The following is a 15,321-nucleotide window of genomic DNA, read 5'->3' as shown; positions in this document are numbered from 1 at the left end:
GCAGCTGTTCTTCGGCTGAGGCCGAGGGTGGCTTGAAATGGTCGGGCCCGGCTCCCCTGTGGGGGAGCCGGGCCCTTCGTCTTACGGTGGCACCGCCATGCAGCACCGTAGACGAGTCTCTATCCGAAGCGGCCGGAGATGTAGTCCTCGGTCGCCTGGACGCTCGGGTTGGAGAAGATGCGCTCGGTGTCGTCCAGCTCGATCAGCTTGCCGGGCTGGCCGACGGCCGCCAGGTTGAAGAAGGCCGTGCGGTCCGAGACGCGGGCGGCCTGCTGCATGTTGTGCGTCACGATGACGATCGTGAAGCGCTCCTTCAGCTCGCCGATGAGGTCCTCGATCGCCAGCGTCGAGATCGGGTCGAGGGCCGAGCAGGGCTCGTCCATCAGCAGGACGTCGGGCTCGACCGCGATGGCGCGGGCGATGCACAGACGCTGCTGCTGACCGCCGGAGAGGCCGGAGCCCGGCTTGTTCAGGCGGTCCTTGACCTCGTTCCAGAGGTTGGCGCCCTTGAGGGACTTCTCGACGATCTCGTTGAGCTGCGACTTCCTGTACTTGCCGTTGAGCCGCAGGCCCGCCGCCACGTTGTCGAAGATCGACATGGTGGGGAAGGGGTTCGGGCGCTGGAAGACCATGCCGACCGTGCGGCGGACGGCGACCGGGTCGACGTTCGAGCCGTACAGGTTCTCGTCGTCCAGCATCACCTTGCCCTCGACGCGGCCACCGGGAGTGACCTCGTGCATGCGGTTCAGGGTGCGCAGGAAGGTGGACTTGCCGCAGCCGGACGGGCCGATGAAGGCCGTCACGGAGCGGGGCTCGACGGTCATGGAGATGTCGTCGATCGCCTTGTGGGCGCCGTAGTACGCGGAGAGGCCGCTGACGTCGATTCGCTTGGCCATATCAGTTCACTTCCAGAGGTGGTCGCTGGTCAGCGGCCGGTCTTGGGGGCCTTCCAGCGGGCGATGCCGCGGGCCACCAGGTTGAGGATCATGACGAAGGCGATCAGGACGAGCGCTGCGGCCCATGCGCGGGACACGGCTGCGTCGGTGCCGACCGCGTACTGCTCGTACACGTAGAGCGGCAGGGAGGACTGAGCGCCTTCGAAGGGGTTCGGGTTGATGAGCTTCGTACCGAACACGAGGAGCAGGACCGGGGCCGTCTCACCGGTGATGCGGGCGACCGCGAGCATGACGCCCGTGGTGATGCCGCCGATCGCGGTGGGGAGGACCACCTTCAGGATGGTGCGCCACTTGGGGATGCCGAGGGCGAGGGAGGCCTCGCGGAGCTCGTTCGGGACGAGCTTGAGCATCTCCTCGGTGGAGCGGACCACGACCGGCATCATCAGGATGGCGAGGGCCATCGCGCCGGCGAAACCGGAGGGGCCGAAGCCCAGCATCAGGTTCCAGGTGGCGAGGATGAAGAGGCCGGCGACGATCGACGGGATGCCCGTCATGACGTCGACGAAGAAGGTGACGGCCTGGGCCAGTTTGCCGCCGCCGTACTCGACGAGGTAGACGGCGGTGAGGAGGCCGATCGGGGCGGCGATCACGGTCGCGATGGCGACCTGCTCGATGGTGCCGAGCAGCGCGTGGTAGACACCGCCGCCGGCCTCGGCGTCGAGGACGCCGTTCATCGAGTGGCTCAGGAAGTACGGGTCGAGCACTTCCATGCCCTTGCTGATCGTGACCCAGGCGAGGGAGAGCAGCGGGACGACGGCCAGGATGAAGCAGACCCAGACGAGGCTGGTGGCGACGCGGTCCTTGGCCTGGCGGCTGCCCTCGACCTTGGTGGTGAGCACGTACGTGGTGAGCACGAAGAGCAGCGCGGCGATCATGCCCCACTGGACCTTGCTGTGCCAGCCGGCGGCGATGCCGATGCCGATGCCCGCGGCGACGGAGCCGGCGGCGATGGCGATCGGGCTCCAGCGGGGGAGGCGGGCGCTGGAGAGCGAACTGGCGCGCTTGACCGTCGCGACCGGACGGTCCTGTATGGCGTGGCTCATGCCGCTGCCCCCGAGTACTCCTTGCGGCGGCCGATGATCCAGCGGGCCGCGCCGTTGACCAGCAGGGTGATGGCGAAGAGGACGAGACCGGACGCGATCAGCGCGTCCCGGCCGAACTCGTTGGCCTCGTTGAACTTGGCGGCGATGTTCTGCGCGAACGTGCCGCCACCCGGGTCGAGAAGGTGGCCCGAGATGAGGAAGCTGGGGGAGAGGACCACGGCGACGGCCATGGTCTCGCCGAGTGCGCGGCCGAGGCCCAGCATGGAGGCGGAGATGATGCCGGAGCGGCCGAAGGGCAGCACCGACATGCGGATGACCTCCCAGCGCGTGGCGCCGAGGGCGAGGGCGGCTTCCTCGTGCATCTTCGGGGCCTGGAGGAAGACCTCACGGGAGACGTTGGTGATGATCGGAAGGATCATGATCGCCAGCAGGATGCCCACGGTGAAGAGGTTGCGGGCCGGGCCCTCGTTGGCCTTGTCGAAGATGTACGTCCAGCCGAAGTACTCGTTCAGCCACTTGTTGAGGCCGTCCAGGTACGGGACGAGGAAGATCGCGCCCCAGAGGCCGTAGATGATGCTGGGCACGGCGGCGAGCAGGTCGACGACGTACGCGAGCGGCTTGGCCAGCTTGCGCGGGGCGTAGTGCGAGATGAAGAGCGCGATGCCGATCGCGACGGGCACGGCGATCGCCATGGCGATGACCGACGAGACGACCGTGCCGAAGGCGAGGACGGCGATGCCGAAGACCGGCGGGTCGCCGGCCGGGTTCCACTCGAAGGTGGTGAAGAAGTTCGTGCTGTCCTTCGAGATCGCGAGGACGGCGCGGTAGGTGAGGAAGCCGGCGATCGCGGCCATGATCACGAGGAGGGTGATGCCGGAGCCTCGGGACAGACCGCTGAAGATGCGGTCCCCGGGGCGGGAGGCGCTCTTGGCGCTCCGGCTCCTCTTTATGTCTGGTGTGGTGGTAGCCATCTGCTTCTCCGGTCTGCGGGGCCCCTACGGACGTACGGGCTCCTGGCGGCGGTGCACCGGATGCCGGGTCCGGCCCCCCGGAGCGGGGGGCCGGACCCGGCCGGGGGTCAGGACAGGGTGGGGACGATCGCGCGGACCTTCGCGGCGATCTCGGCCGGGAGCGGGGCGTAGCCGGCGTCGGCGAGGACCTTCTGGCCCTCCTCGCTCACGGTGTAGTTGAGGAACGCCTTCAGGGTCGGCAGGGTCTCCGCCTTGTTGCCCTTGTCGCAGGCGATCTCGTAGGTGACGAGGACGATCGGGTAGGCACCCTCGGCCTTCGTCGCGTAGTCGAGGGAGAGGGCGACGTCGCTGCCCGTGCCCTTGACCTTGGCGGCGGCGATGGCCTTGGACGCGTTCTCCGAGGAGGCGGCGACCGGGGCGGCGGCACCGGTGTTGATGCTGACGGTGGAGATCTTGTTCGCGGTGGCGTACGAGAGCTCGAAGTAGCCGATGGAGCCCTCGGCGTCCTTGACGGAGGTGGCGACACCGGAGGAGCCGTTGGCGGCCTGGCCACCCTGGGCGGGCCACGACTTCGACTTCGGGTCGTGCTTCCAGTCGGCGGCGGCCGCGGTGGAGAGGTACTTGCCCAGGTTCTGGGTGGTGCCCGACTCGTCCGAGCGGTGGAAGGCCTGGATCGTGCTGTCGGGAAGCTTGGCGCCCGGGTTCAGCTTGGCGATCGCCGGGTCGTTCCACTTGGTGATCTTGTTGTCGAAGATCTTGGCGATGGTGGAGGCGTCGAGGACCAGGTTGTCGACGCCGTCCAGCTTGTAACCGATGGCGATGGGGCCGCCGACCATGGGCAGGTTGACGCCCTTGCCGGTCTTGCAGATCTTCGCCGACTCGGCGACCTCTTCGTCCTTCAGGGCGGAGTCGGAGCCCGCGAAGGCGACCTGGCCCTGGTTGAACTTGGTGATACCGCCACCGGAGCCGATGGCCTGGTAGTTGATCTCGACACCGGAGCAAGCGGCCTGGAAGTTCTTGACCCAGAGGTCCATCGCGTTCTTCTGCGCGCTGGAACCGGCGGCGAGGAGCTGGCCCTTGGCGCCCTCACAGGCGATGTCCGAGGCGGCGGCGGAGGTCTTCGTGCCGCCTTCCTTGGCCGGCGTCTCCGTGTTGTTGTCCGAGCCACACGCCGAGAGGACGAGCGCACCGGAGACGACGAGGGCACCGATCGCGGAGGCGCGAAGCCCGTTCTTGCGCGAAAGCTTCACTTTCGGGTGTTCCTTCCAGAAGCCGCCCTGTCGCGGACCGAGTGTCCTGAACGTTCTACGGCGGCGTGTGTCGGTGGGTGGTGCATCGCTGTGCTCTTGCACCGTGTAAGGCCGAAATTAGGCAGAACAGGTGAAGCGGTCGACGGAACAGAGTGAACGGAAAGTGAACCGTGCCGTAAGGCCGGGTGCGGGTCGTGGGGGCGGGGGTGAGGCTGGGCGGGGCGGACGCGTGCCCTTCCGGTGCTACTGGCCGTCGTCGTGTCGACCGCGATGCAGGAAGGCGACATGCGCATGCTCGACACGCGTGACCCTGAGCGACCGTCCAGGACCTTCTCCCGCTGTTTCGTCGCCCCCGCGCTCCAGGCGTGGCTCGACGGGGGCGGGACCGTGGAGGGCTGGTTGCACGGACGTACACCCTTGATCTCGTACGCACGGATCTCCGCAGACCGACTGGACGGGGACTCCGTCGGTGTCACGCGTCAGCACCGCGGCAACACCAGGAGTGCGGCGGCTCTCGGGTGTGCCGTGGTCCTGCACTACGAGGACAACAATCTGACGGCTGCCAAGGAGGAGACGCCGAGGCCGGCGTTCCGGCGCATGTGCCAGGACATCGCTCACGGCTCCGAGAGGGAGACGGGTGTTCCGGTCCGGGGGTGCGTCAGCGTCGAGCGGGAGAGGGTCTACCGCCTCTCCCGTGACTTCGTCGCTTTCCAGGACGCCTTTGCCATGGCCGGTGGTGGGGTCTTCGTCGAGGGGGCCGTGGCGGTTGATCTCACCGAGGCGGACGCGCCGTCGGGACCGGGCGAAGTCGACCGAGTGCGGGCCCGTACAGCCAGGCGCCGAGCCGACCGTGCAGAGGAAGGCGGGGTTCACGCCGGGCCGCGTCGGTTCGGCTGGTTGGGGGCTTCCACGGACCCTCACCGGATCGGGAACAAACACAGGAACGACGAGGAGTGGCCCCACCTGCTGAGCATGATCAAGGCGCGGGCGGCCGGCGGGTCATGGCGGGGGATCGCCGCCGACCTGAACCGGAGGGGGGTCAGGACGGCGAGGGAGGGTCGCTGGTCGGAGCAGGGAGTGAGGGGGCTGGTGACCCATCCCGCTTGGTGGGGCGGCCGTGTCCTGGACGGTGCACTTGTACGGGATCCCGCCACCGGCGAACCGGTGATCGGCCGGTGGGACCACGCCGACGAGGCTCGGGACGGCGTCGGCTGCGCGACATGGATCGGCATCATGAACGAGGTGCGGGCCGGGCGCGCGCGACGAGGCCTGGCGCTGGGACGTGCCGCGGCCCCGGAAGCCATCGCGCGGGCTCCCCGGGTCTACCTGTTCTCGGGCGTACTCCGGTGCGGGCGTCTCAACGACCTGGGGCAGATCTGCCGGTCCCGGCTCTGCGGAAACAGGGCCACCGGGCGCAACGCGAAGTACGGCGACTACTACCGCTGCGGGGACCCCAACTGCAGAGGTGTGGGCCGGAGGGTGGCTCCCGTGGACGCGTTTCTGGAAGGGCTGGTGATCGGCCATCTCGAGGAACACGCCACGGACGGTGCTCCTGACACGGCCGCGTGGCGCGGCGAGGAGAAGCTGGCCGAGCTGCGAGCAGCGCGAGGCGGAATCGAGTCGTCGCTCGTCAGCGGTGAGGTGGCCTGGGACGACGTCCGGGATCTGCTGATGAGGCTCGGGCGGCACATCGAGAGTCTGGAGTCGGAACGGCGGGAGCACGCCGAGGAGCAGGCGGAGGAGAAGCTGCTGCGCGCGTGGAGTCCGGAGAAGTGGGCCCGCACGACCGTGCACGAGAAGCGCGCGGTGATCACACGCATCCTCGCGTCGGTCCTCGTCCTGCCTGTCCCGGAGGGCATCAGCGACAAGGCGCCGTTCGACCCCGCCCTGCTCATCCCCGAGTGGCGCCGGGAGACGACTTCCGGGCGCCGCGCCCCCTGAGGAACACGCCGATCAAGTGCTTGTCCCTCTCCTGGGTGAGGCAGGCGCGGGCGGCTTCAGGGGCGAGCCACAGCAGACGTGTCACTTCCCGGTTCGGTTCGAACGAGCCGCCCGTGGCCTCGGCCGCCCAGTAGCGGACCTCCTTGGGACGGCCCTGGACCTGGTAGCGGACGGTGGGCAACTCGACGCCCAGCACACACGTCATGCCTGTCTCCTCTCGAACCTCGCGGACCGCGGCCGCTCGGGCCTCTTCTCCGGACTTGAGCTTGCCCTTGGGGTGGGACCAGTCGGACCACTTCGGTCGGAAGACGAGGGCGATCTCGATGCCGTGGCCGGAACGCGCCGGGCGCCAGAGGAGGCAGCCGGCGGCGAGGATCGGGGGCTCGGGGGCGGGGACGCTCACGGGACGGAGGCCGTCGTTCTCCGCCAGGCGTGTTGGAAGGCGAAGCGGGAGGCCTCGACCTCGTGGCGCTGGTCGGCGTGGAGGACGCCCAGGGCGTACGCGGTCACCGGGGCGATCCGGGGGGTGCGGGCCGCCGCGGCGGCGGCCGCCGCGGCCTCGGCGGCGTCCCGGTGCCGGTCGAGGGCGCGGGCGGCCTCGAACAGGACGGCGTCGGGTTCGCCCCCGGTGTGCACGGCCTCGGTGGCGTAGCGGTGCAGTCGGAGCAGGAGCCGTGTGTGGTGCCAGGGGGCGTCCTGGCTCTCCCCGGCGGCCAGCGCGAGGGCGTCCGCGTTGTACGGGTGGGCCGCCCGCGTCAGCGGCAGGGCGGCCACCGCGTCCAGGAGGCGCCGTTCGGCGACCTCGGCGGGGCCGTCCAGGACCTCGACGGCGGGGGCGCTGCCGGCGGGGCCGAGCGGGACCTCGGAGGCGAGGAGCGCGACGGCGTCGGCGACGGCGTGGAATCGGGCCGAGCCCAGTGCCTGGAGCGACGCCGAGTGGGCGCGCGTCCGGGCCAGTGTCAGCTGCCGTTCCAGGAGGGCGCCCGCGCGGGCGGCGCCGACGGTGAGGCCGGCCGCCTCGCTGCCGCGGGCGGCGGGGACGGGGCCGCTGCCGTTCATCCCGCCCGTGCCGCTCGACAGGCGGGACAGCGCGTCCACCAGGCGGACCAGCCGCGAGGTGCAGGCGTGCTCCAGGGCGAGGGTGCCCGAGAGCCAGGCGAGCTCGGTGCGCAGCTGGTCCGCCCAGGCCGTGTCGAGCAGCGGCCGGAAGGTGTGGAGTGTCCCGCTGATGCGGCGGGCGGCACCGCGCAGCGTGCGGGCCGCCTCCTCCGATCCGGCCGTGTCCGAGCCGCTCTCGCCGTGGAGCCGGAGCCCGCGGAGGAAGTCCGCGGCCCGGGCGTGCAGGTAGGGGGCCAGGACCTCGCCCGCCGAGACGTCCTGCGACTGGTCAGGGTTGTGCACGCCGGCGCCTCCGCGCGTCGATGAGCATCTCCTGGACGTGCCGGAGCGGTCGGCCCTCGGGGTCGGTCGCGTGCCGCGTCCAGTTCCCGTCGGGGCCGAGGTGCCAGGAGGAGGTGGTGTCGGACATCCCGGTCTCCAGGAGCCGGGTGAGCGCTGCCCGGTGCGCCGGGTCCGAGACCCGCACGAGGGCCTCGATCCGGCGGTCCAGGTTGCGGTGCATCATGTCGGCGCTGCCGAACCACACCTCGGGTTCGCCGCCGTTGCCGAAGGCGAAGATCCGGGAGTGCTCCAGGAAGCGGCCGAGGATCGAGCGGACCCGGATGTTCTCCGAGAGGCCGGTGACCCCGGGGCGTACGGCGCAGATGCCGCGGACCCAGATGTCGACCGGGACGCCCGCACGCGAGGCCTGGTAGCAGGCGTCGATGACGGCCTCGTCGACCATCGAGTTGACCTTGATCCGGACGTACGCGGGCCGGCCGGCGCGGTGGTGGGCGATCTCCTTGGTGATCCGGGAGACGAGCCCGTCGCGCAGCGACTTCGGGGCCGTGAGCAGCCGGCGGTACGTCTCGCGGCGGGAGTAGCCGGAGAGCCGGTTGAACAGGTCCGAGAGGTCCGCGCCGACCTGCGGGTCGGCGGTCAGCAGGCCCAGGTCCTCGTAGAGGCGGGCCGTCTTCGGGTGGTAGTTGCCGGTGCCGACGTGGGAGTAGCGGCGCAGCAGCTCGCCCTCCTGCCGTACGACGAGCGACAGCTTGCAGTGGGTCTTCAGGCCGACGAGGCCGTACACGACGTGGCAGCCGGCCTCCTCCAGCTTGCGCGCCCACTTGATGTTGGCCTGCTCGTCGAAGCGGGCCTTGATCTCGACGAGGACGAGGACCTGCTTGCCGGACTCGGCGGCGTCGATGAGGGCGTCGACTATCGGCGAGTCGCCCGAGGTCCGGTACAGCGTCTGCTTGATCGCGAGGACGTCGGGGTCGGCCGCCGCCTGCTCCAGGAAGGCCTGCACGGACGTCGAGAACGAGTCGTAGGGGTGGTGGAGGAGGACGTCGCGCTCGCGCAGCGCCGCGAAGATGTCCGGTGCGGACGCGGACTCGACCTCGGCGAGGTCCCGGTGGGTGCCGGCCACGAACGTGGGGAACCTGAGCTCGGGCCGGTCCTGCCCGGCGATGCCGAACAGGCCGGTGAGGTCGAGCGGGCCGGGCAGCGGGTAGACCTCGGCGTCGGAGACCTTCAGCTCGCGGACGAGGAGGTCGAGGACGTACGGGTCGATGGACTCCTCGACCTCCAGGCGCACCGGCGGGCCGAAGCGGCGCCGCATGAGCTCCTTCTCCAGGGCCTGGAGAAGGTTCTCGGCGTCGTCCTCCTCGACCTCCAGGTCCTCGTTCCTGGTCACCCGGAACATGTGGTGCGCGAGCACCTCCATGCCGGGGAAGAGCTCCTCCAGGTGCGCCGCGATGACGTCCTCGAGGGGGACGTAGCGCTGCGGGGAGGCTTCGAGGAAGCGGGCCAGCAGCGGCGGCACCTTCACGCGGGCGAAGTGCCGGTGGCCGCTGACGGGGTTGCGCACGACGACGGCGAGGTTGAGCGAGAGTCCCGAGATGTACGGGAAGGGGTGGGCCGGGTCCACGGCCAGCGGCGTGAGGACCGGGAAGATCTGCTGCCGGAACAGGGTGAAGAGGCGCGCCTGCTCCTTCTCCGTGAGCTCGGGCCAGCGGATCAGGTGGATGCCCTCGTCGGCCAGGGCCGGGGCCACGTCCTGCTGGAAGCAGGCGGCGTGCCGGGCCATGAGCTCGCGCGAGCGCGTCCAGATCAGGTCCAGGACCTCGCGGGGCTGGAGGCCGGAGGCGGAACGGGTGGCGACGCCGGTGGCGATGCGGCGCTTGAGGCCGGCGACCCGGACCATGAAGAACTCGTCGAGGTTCGACGCGAAGATCGCGAGGAAGTTCGCCCGTTCGAGGAGCGGCGTTGTGGGGTCCTCGGCCAGTTCGAGCACGCGCTCGTTGAAGGCGAGCCAGCTGCGCTCCCGGTCGAGGAAACGGCCCTGAGGCAGCTCGTCGCCGAGCGCGCCGTCGTCCTCGTAGGTGTCCGGGTCGGAGTCGAGCTCCGCGTCGAGGTCGGTCACGACGGCACCGTTCACCACGGTCGCGCGGCGCGCGGCTATGGAGTCGGCGGAGGGCGAGGCGGCCGACGGAGCGGACGGCGGAACGGACGGCGTGGCGGAGGACTGGACCGGGACCTCGGCGGGCTGCTGGCTCATGGCCCCATTCTTCCGCGCGAAGGGGTGGTCGGGCGCGTCGGAGCGGGCCGTGGGGGAGGGAAGTCTCCCCTTGGGGAGGGCCGCCCTGCCGGGCGGGGTCACGGAGCGCTTCATTGCGTGAGCGTCGCAAGCGCGTCTGAATGGCCGGTAACGACGACATGTCGTACGGGAATCGGGGGCGGGGCCGTGTGCGGGCCCCGCCTCTGATCGTTCGAATGTTTTACGGGTGCCGGTGCGCCTTACGGGTGTCGGTGCGCCCCTACGGGTGCCGGGTGCGCAGGACGCGGAAGGCGGCGTACAGCGCGAGCGCGCCGAGGGCGAGGCAGATGCCGGTCTCGACGAGCTGGAGAGGCCAGTAGTGCGAGGCCGGGTGGACGTCGATGAACTCGGCGACGCCACCTCGGTCGGTCATGCACTGCCTGGCGTTCTGCGGCCGGGCGACGTAGCAGTCGTCCCAGGAGAGGCGCTCGCCGGACGTGGTGAGCATGCCCGTGCTCAGCTGCCAGACGTCGCCTCGCGGTGACAGCCCGTGGCCGGTCAGCGTCTGGATGGGCCAGAGCCCTTCGCGCAGCCAGGCGAGGGCGGCGATGGCCATTCCGATGACAAGCGCTGCGACCCCCATCGCGACGACCGTACGTCGGACGAGGAGGCCGATGACCGTGCCCAGGGCCAGACCCAGGAGGGTGTGCGCCACCGGCACGATGCCGAAGGAGACGAACATGGCCGGGTCGTACCAGTACGTGGGGAAGTCGTTGGTGGGGCCCGTCGACCATGACCAGTGGAAGACCAGGCTCAGCAGTGTGACGACGGTGAGGGTGAGCGCGGTGGGCACGGCCACCTTGGAGGCGAGCCAGCGGGCCGGGCTGATCGACTGAGTCCATGCCAGCTTGTACGTCCCGGACTCCAGCTCGCGGGCGAGCATCGGGCCCGCGACGAACGCCCCGAGCAGGCCGGGCAGGACGAGCATGCCCATGGAGACGTAGCCAAGGAGATTCCTGGCGAACCACTGGCCGTCGGCGAAGTCGCGGGCGTTCTGGAAGCAGGCCGGGTCCGTGCTGTCGAAGGCGCAGCCTGTCGCACGCAGCCCCTCCACCGCGCTGTCGGACCACAGCCGCGAGGCGGCCATCACCACCACCCCGACGGCGGCGAGTGCGAGCGACCACCAGAGAGCCTTCCGGTGTTGGCGAACCGTCACCCAGTAGGGGCCCTTGAGGACGAGGGTGCTCATACGGAGGCTCCTTCCGATGTGCGCGTGGCACGGAGATGCGCGAGGAGGAGTTCCTCAAGGGATGGTTCGGCGGATTTCCAGGGGCCTTCGATCGGGCCCTCCCGACGGATCAGCGCCGTGAGCTGACGGCCCGTGGTGCGGGAGTCGACGACGGTGTGAGGGGCGAGGTCGGCGACCGGCCCGGTCAGCAGCGTGTGCGCGGCGATCAGCGTGTCGATCGCACCGTCGAGGCGGATCCGGCCGTCCTGCACGAGGAGCAGGTGGTCGCAGGCGCCCTCCAGCTCGGTGAGGATGTGTGACGACATGAGGACGGTCGTGCCGCGTTCGGCGGCGTCGGCCATGAGGGCGCCCATGAGCTCGTGCCGGGCGAGCGGGTCGAGGTCGGCCATCGGCTCGTCGAGGAGCAGGATCTCGGGCCGCTTGCCGAGGGCGAGCGCGAGTGCGAGGCGGGTGCGCTGGCCGCCGGAGAGGGACTGGACCCGGGCGCTCTGGGGCAGGGGCCCAGCCGCGACGACGCGTTCGGCGGTGGCGGGGTCCCAGCGCTCCGGGTTGAGCTCGCGGCCCAGCCTCAGTGTCTCGGCGACGGTGAGCTGTCCGTAGAGAGGCTTGTCCTGGGCGACGTATGCGAGACGGTCCCGCGCGGGTGTCCTGATTCGGCCCTGCGTGGGCCGCAACAGGCCTGCGGCCAGGGTGAGGAGGGTCGACTTGCCTGCCCCGTTGGGGCCGACGACGGCGACGATACGGCCGGCGGGCAGGGCGAAGGTGCAGTCTTTCAGGGCCCAGATCCCGCCGCGCCGTCGGTAGTGCAGGCCGAGATCCTCGGCTTCGATGACCAGGTCGGTCATTCGTCCCCCTCGAAGTGTTCCTTCAGTACGGATGTGAAGAGCGCGGCCACGTCTTCGCGGTCCAGGCCCGCGGTGCGGGCGCGGCGGGCCCAGTCGGCGAGTTCGCCGCGCAGGGGCGAGTCGGCCGGTCCGGTGCCGAGCGTGGCGCGGACGAAGGTGCCGAGGCCGCGGCGGGCCTCGACGAGACCTTCGCGTTCGAGCTCGCGGTAGGCCTTGAGGACCGTGTTGGGATTGATGGCCGTCGCTTCGACGACCTCACGTGCGGTGGGCAGTCGGTCGCCGGGCTCCAGGAGGCCCATCCGGAGGGCCTGTTTCGTCTGGTGGACGATCTGGAGGTAGGTGGCGACGCCACTGCGCCGGTCGATGCGGTACTCGACCACGATCGCTTCCACCACCCTTTCACTAATCAAGTAGTGAAAGGGTGGTGGAAAGAAGGGGGCGGTGTCAACCGCCCCCTGCCGCCTATGTGTTCAGGACGCCGATGTCAGGACTCCGTGCGGTACATCAGGTCCACCTCGTGCGTGACGAAGCCCAGCCGCTCGTACACCGTCACCGCCGCCGTGTTGTCCGCGTCCACGTACAGCATCGCCGTCGGCAGGGCCTGGGCCGCCAGGTGCCGCAGGCCCGTCGCGGTCAGCGCCTTGCCGAGGCCGCCGCCCTGGGCGTCGGGCAGGATGCCGACCACGTACACCTCGCCGAGCTGCTCCTCGGCGTGGGTCTTCGTCCAGTGGAAGCCGACGACCCGGCCGTCCTTCTCGGCGAGGAAGAAGTCCTTCGGGTCGAACCACGGCTCGGCCATCCGGTCGTCCAGGTCCCGCTGGGTGAGCGAGCCCTGCTCCGGGTGGTGCGCGAAGGCCGCGGAGTTGACGGCCAGCCAGGCCGTGTCGTCCTGGCCGGGGACGAAGGTGCGGACGGTGACGCCCTCGGGGAACACCGGCTCCGGGATGTCGAGCGGGGTCAGGGAGCGGCGGAGCTGGCGCAGCTCGCGGAACAGGGTCAGGCCGAGGACCTGGGCGAGGTGCCGGGCGGCGGACTTCCCGCCGTGCGCCCAGACGCGCAGCCGCTTGCCGGAGGCCGCCAGCAGGGCGGTGCCCAGTGCCCGGCCGTGGCCGCGGCCGCGGTGGCCGGGGTGGACCACGAGCTCGGCGGCCGGGGCCTCGATGGGGTCGGTCTCCTCCAGCTGGGCGTAGCCGTAGAGGTGGGGGCCGACGGTGAGGAGGAAGTGCCGCACGCCCTCCCGGCCGCCGTGCCGGAGGTAGAGCCGGCCCTGCTCGGAGACGGCGTGCACGCCGTCGGCCTGGTCCGCGGCCTTCAGCAGGTCCAGTACGTCCTGGATCTGCTCGGGCGTGAGCTCGTCGTAGGTGTGGATCTGCCGTCCGGGTTCGAGGGCCGGCGCCGCGTCGGAAGTCATGGACCCGAGACTACGGTGACGCACGGCCGCCCCGGGGAAAGGCGACGGCAACTGTCTCGTAACCCGCTACCCCCTGTTGCGCTACGCGCGTTGACTCTAGGCTTCGCTGGCACGTCAGCAGTCGAGAGGCGCACCGGAACGGGCGCGGGGACAAGGGGAGCGATGGCAGCGACACCGAAGAAGAAGAGGACAGCCGCGCGGATACTCGCCGTCGGCGCGGGGCTCGCCACCGTCGGCGCACTCGTCGCCGCGCTGCCCGCGGGCGCCTCGGGGACCAAGAGCGGGGGCAGCCACGGGCGGTACGTCGACGTCCAGCTGCTCTCCTTCAACGACCTGCACGGCAACCTGGAGCCGCCGACCGGCTCGGCGGGGCGGCTCACCCGCCTCAAGGAAGACGGCACGACCGAGACCCTCAACGACGTGGGCGGCGTCGAGTACCTGGCCACGCACCTGCGGCAGGCCCGCCAGGGCAACCGGTACTCCGTCACCGCCGCCGCGGGCGACATGATCGGCGCCTCGCCGCTGCTCTCCGGACTGTTCCACGACGAGCCGACCGTCGAGGCGCTCAACAAGCTGAAGCTCGACGTGAGCTCGGTCGGCAACCACGAGTTCGACGAGGGCGCGCGCGAGCTGGCCCGCATCCAGAACGGCGGCTGTCACCCGACCGCCGGCTGCTTCGAGGAGGGCAAGCGGTTCCGGGGCGCGGACTTCCCGTACCTCGCCGCCAACGTGACGAACGAGAAGAGCGGCAAGCCGCTGCTCGACCCGTACTTCATCTGGGAGCGCAACGGAGTCAAGATCGGCTTCATCGGCGTGACCCTGGAGGGCACGGCGAACATCGTCTCCGCCGAGGGCATCAAGGGCCTGAAGTTCGGCGACGAGGTCGAGACGATCAACAAGTACGCCAAGGTGCTGGAGCGCAGGGGCGTGAAGTCGATCGTCGCCCTGCTCCACGAGGGCGGCCTGCCGGCCTCGGGCGCGTACAACTACGACTGTGACAGCCCCGGTCCCGGCAACGGCATCTCCGGCCCGATCGTGGACATCGCGAAGAACGTCAGCCCGCAGGTCGACGCCCTGGTCACGGGCCACACCCACCAGGCGTACGCGTGCACCATCCCGGACCCCGCGGGCAAGCCGCGCACGGTCACCTCGGCGGCCTCCTTCGGCCGGCTCTACACCGACACGACGCTCACCTACGACCGTCGTACGAAGGACATCGTCCGGACGGCCGTCGCCTCCGCGAACCACGTCGTCACCCGTGACGTGCCGAAGGCCGAGGACATGACCCGGCTGATCACCCGCTGGAACGCGCTGGCGGCGCCGATCGCGAGCCGTCCCGTCGGCCACATCTCCGCCGACATCGACAACCCCCTCGACGCGACGGCGTACGAGAAGCCGCTGGGCAACCTGATCGCCGACGCGCAGCTCGAGGGCATGGCCCCGGCCGACAAGGGCGGCGCGCAGCTGGCCCTGATGAACCCGGGCGGTGTCCGCGCGCCGCTGGTCCACAAGGCGTCCGGCGCCGAGGGCGACGGTGTGGTGACCTACGGCGAGGCGTACACGGTCCAGCCGTTCACCAACATGATGACGGCGGTCGACCTGACCGGCGCCCAGCTCATCACCACGCTGCAGCAGCAGGTCAGCGGAGCCAACCAGGCCGCTCCGAAGATCCTCCAGATCTCGAAGGGCTTCACCTACACCCTGGACATGACGAAGATCGGCGCCGACCGGATCGTGGTGTCCTCGGTGAAGTTGAACGGCGAGGCGATCGACCCGTCGAAGACCTACCGGGTCGCGATGAACGAGTTCCTGGCCGGTGGCGGTGACGGCTTCGCCGTCCTGAAGGAGCACAAGAACAAGCTGGTCGGCGCGTCCGACCTGGACGTGTTCACCGCCTACCTGGCGGCGCACTCCACCGCGACCGCCCCGCTGGCCCCGCCGGCGACGGGCCGGATCACGGTCGTGAAGTAACTCCGTACGTCCGAGGGGGCGGCGGACCGTTCGACGGTCCGCCGCCCCTT

13 protein-coding genes are annotated in these 15,321 nt (G+C 70.4%); 2 read left to right on the top strand and 11 right to left on the bottom strand.

All coding sequences use genetic code 11. The features are described from left to right. Positions 1 to 119 precede the first annotated feature (119 nt). The 4 genes from pstB to pstS form a co-directional block, all read right to left on the bottom strand. The gene (pstB, locus tag ACIP84_RS37360; RefSeq protein WP_355964349.1) at positions 120 to 896 is read right to left on the bottom strand and encodes a phosphate ABC transporter ATP-binding protein PstB; all 777 of its coding nucleotides are present in this window, start codon (positions 894 to 896) and stop codon (positions 120 to 122) included. A gap of 29 nt (positions 897 to 925) precedes the next feature. After that, entirely contained in the window at positions 926 to 1,999 is a 1,074-nt protein-coding gene (gene pstA / locus ACIP84_RS37355; protein WP_355964350.1) for a phosphate ABC transporter permease PstA, read from the bottom strand. After that, a complete protein-coding gene (gene pstC, locus ACIP84_RS37350; RefSeq protein WP_355964351.1) occupies positions 1,996 to 2,970 on the bottom strand; it encodes a phosphate ABC transporter permease subunit PstC in 975 nt (324 codons plus the stop codon). The genes pstA and pstC overlap by 4 nt, the downstream gene beginning before the upstream one ends. A 107-nt stretch (positions 2,971 to 3,077) precedes the next feature. After that, the gene (pstS, locus tag ACIP84_RS37345) at positions 3,078 to 4,220 is read right to left on the bottom strand and encodes a phosphate ABC transporter substrate-binding protein PstS (RefSeq protein WP_355964352.1); all 1,143 of its coding nucleotides are present in this window, start codon (positions 4,218 to 4,220) and stop codon (positions 3,078 to 3,080) included. A 525-nt stretch (positions 4,221 to 4,745) separates the two neighbouring features. Here pstS and ACIP84_RS37340 point away from each other — a divergent pair. Next, positions 4,746 to 6,161, top strand: a complete 1,416-nt coding sequence (locus tag ACIP84_RS37340) for a recombinase family protein (protein ID WP_401804593.1) — start codon at positions 4,746 to 4,748, stop codon at positions 6,159 to 6,161. Here the strand turns inward: ACIP84_RS37340 and ACIP84_RS37335 are convergent. The 7 genes from ACIP84_RS37335 to mshD all read right to left on the bottom strand — a co-directional run bounded on the left by ACIP84_RS37335 (position 6,112) and on the right by mshD (position 13,300). Next, positions 6,112 to 6,564 (bottom strand): NUDIX hydrolase, encoded by a 453-nt coding sequence (locus ACIP84_RS37335; RefSeq protein ID WP_355964354.1) that lies wholly within the window; start codon positions 6,562 to 6,564, stop codon positions 6,112 to 6,114. The two genes, ACIP84_RS37340 and ACIP84_RS37335, sit on opposite strands and share 50 nt — an antisense overlap. Further along, positions 6,561 to 7,562: a CHAD domain-containing protein gene (locus tag ACIP84_RS37330; protein ID WP_401804590.1), complete on the bottom strand. Its 1,002-nt coding sequence runs from the start codon at positions 7,560 to 7,562 to the stop codon at positions 6,561 to 6,563. Before ACIP84_RS37330 ends, ACIP84_RS37335 begins: the two co-directional genes overlap by 4 nt. After that, entirely contained in the window at positions 7,549 to 9,816 is a 2,268-nt protein-coding gene (locus tag ACIP84_RS37325) for an RNA degradosome polyphosphate kinase (RefSeq protein WP_401804588.1), read from the bottom strand. The genes ACIP84_RS37330 and ACIP84_RS37325 overlap by 14 nt, the downstream gene beginning before the upstream one ends. 259 nt (positions 9,817 to 10,075) lie before the next feature. After that, a complete protein-coding gene (locus tag ACIP84_RS37320) occupies positions 10,076 to 11,044 on the bottom strand; it encodes an ABC transporter permease (RefSeq protein WP_401804585.1) in 969 nt (322 codons plus the stop codon). Continuing rightward, positions 11,041 to 11,889, bottom strand: a complete 849-nt coding sequence (locus ACIP84_RS37315) for an ATP-binding cassette domain-containing protein (protein WP_401804582.1) — start codon at positions 11,887 to 11,889, stop codon at positions 11,041 to 11,043. Before ACIP84_RS37315 ends, ACIP84_RS37320 begins: the two co-directional genes overlap by 4 nt. Next, positions 11,886 to 12,269, bottom strand: a complete 384-nt coding sequence (locus ACIP84_RS37310) for a GntR family transcriptional regulator (RefSeq protein WP_401804632.1) — start codon at positions 12,267 to 12,269, stop codon at positions 11,886 to 11,888. Before ACIP84_RS37310 ends, ACIP84_RS37315 begins: the two co-directional genes overlap by 4 nt. A gap of 104 nt (positions 12,270 to 12,373) precedes the next feature. Next, complete coding sequence (mshD, locus tag ACIP84_RS37305; protein ID WP_401804580.1) at positions 12,374 to 13,300, bottom strand: mycothiol synthase; 927 nt, start codon at positions 13,298 to 13,300, stop codon at positions 12,374 to 12,376. A gap of 162 nt (positions 13,301 to 13,462) precedes the next feature. Here mshD and ACIP84_RS37300 point away from each other — a divergent pair, with 162 nt between their 5' ends. After that, positions 13,463 to 15,271, top strand: coding sequence for a bifunctional metallophosphatase/5'-nucleotidase (locus tag ACIP84_RS37300; protein ID WP_401804579.1), 1,809 nt, complete (start codon positions 13,463 to 13,465; stop codon positions 15,269 to 15,271). The last annotated feature ends 50 nt before the right edge of the window (positions 15,272 to 15,321 follow it).

Source organism: Streptomyces sp. NPDC088707, from assembly GCF_044752725.1.
Taxonomy (GTDB): domain Bacteria; phylum Actinomycetota; class Actinomycetes; order Streptomycetales; family Streptomycetaceae; genus Streptomyces.
The sequence above is the reverse complement of the archived record's forward strand: the minus strand, read 5'-3'. Positions and strand labels throughout refer to the sequence as shown.

Bases quoted from the DNA above. Each gene is read 5' to 3' on its own strand.
- pstB (WP_355964349.1), bottom strand. From the start codon at position 896: ATGGCCAAGCGAATCGACGTCAGCGGCCTCTCCGCGTACTACGGCGCC.
- pstA (WP_355964350.1), bottom strand. From the start codon at position 1,999: ATGAGCCACGCCATACAGGACCGTCCGGTCGCGACGGTCAAGCGCGCC.
- pstC (WP_355964351.1), bottom strand. From the start codon at position 2,970: ATGGCTACCACCACACCAGACATAAAGAGGAGCCGGAGCGCCAAGAGC.
- ACIP84_RS37325 (WP_401804588.1), bottom strand. From the start codon at position 9,816: ATGAGCCAGCAGCCCGCCGAGGTCCCGGTCCAGTCCTCCGCCACGCCG.
- ACIP84_RS37320 (WP_401804585.1), bottom strand. From the start codon at position 11,044: ATGAGCACCCTCGTCCTCAAGGGCCCCTACTGGGTGACGGTTCGCCAA.
- ACIP84_RS37315 (WP_401804582.1), bottom strand. From the start codon at position 11,889: ATGACCGACCTGGTCATCGAAGCCGAGGATCTCGGCCTGCACTACCGA.
- mshD (WP_401804580.1), bottom strand. From the start codon at position 13,300: ATGACTTCCGACGCGGCGCCGGCCCTCGAACCCGGACGGCAGATCCAC.
- ACIP84_RS37300 (WP_401804579.1), top strand. From the start codon at position 13,463: ATGGCAGCGACACCGAAGAAGAAGAGGACAGCCGCGCGGATACTCGCC.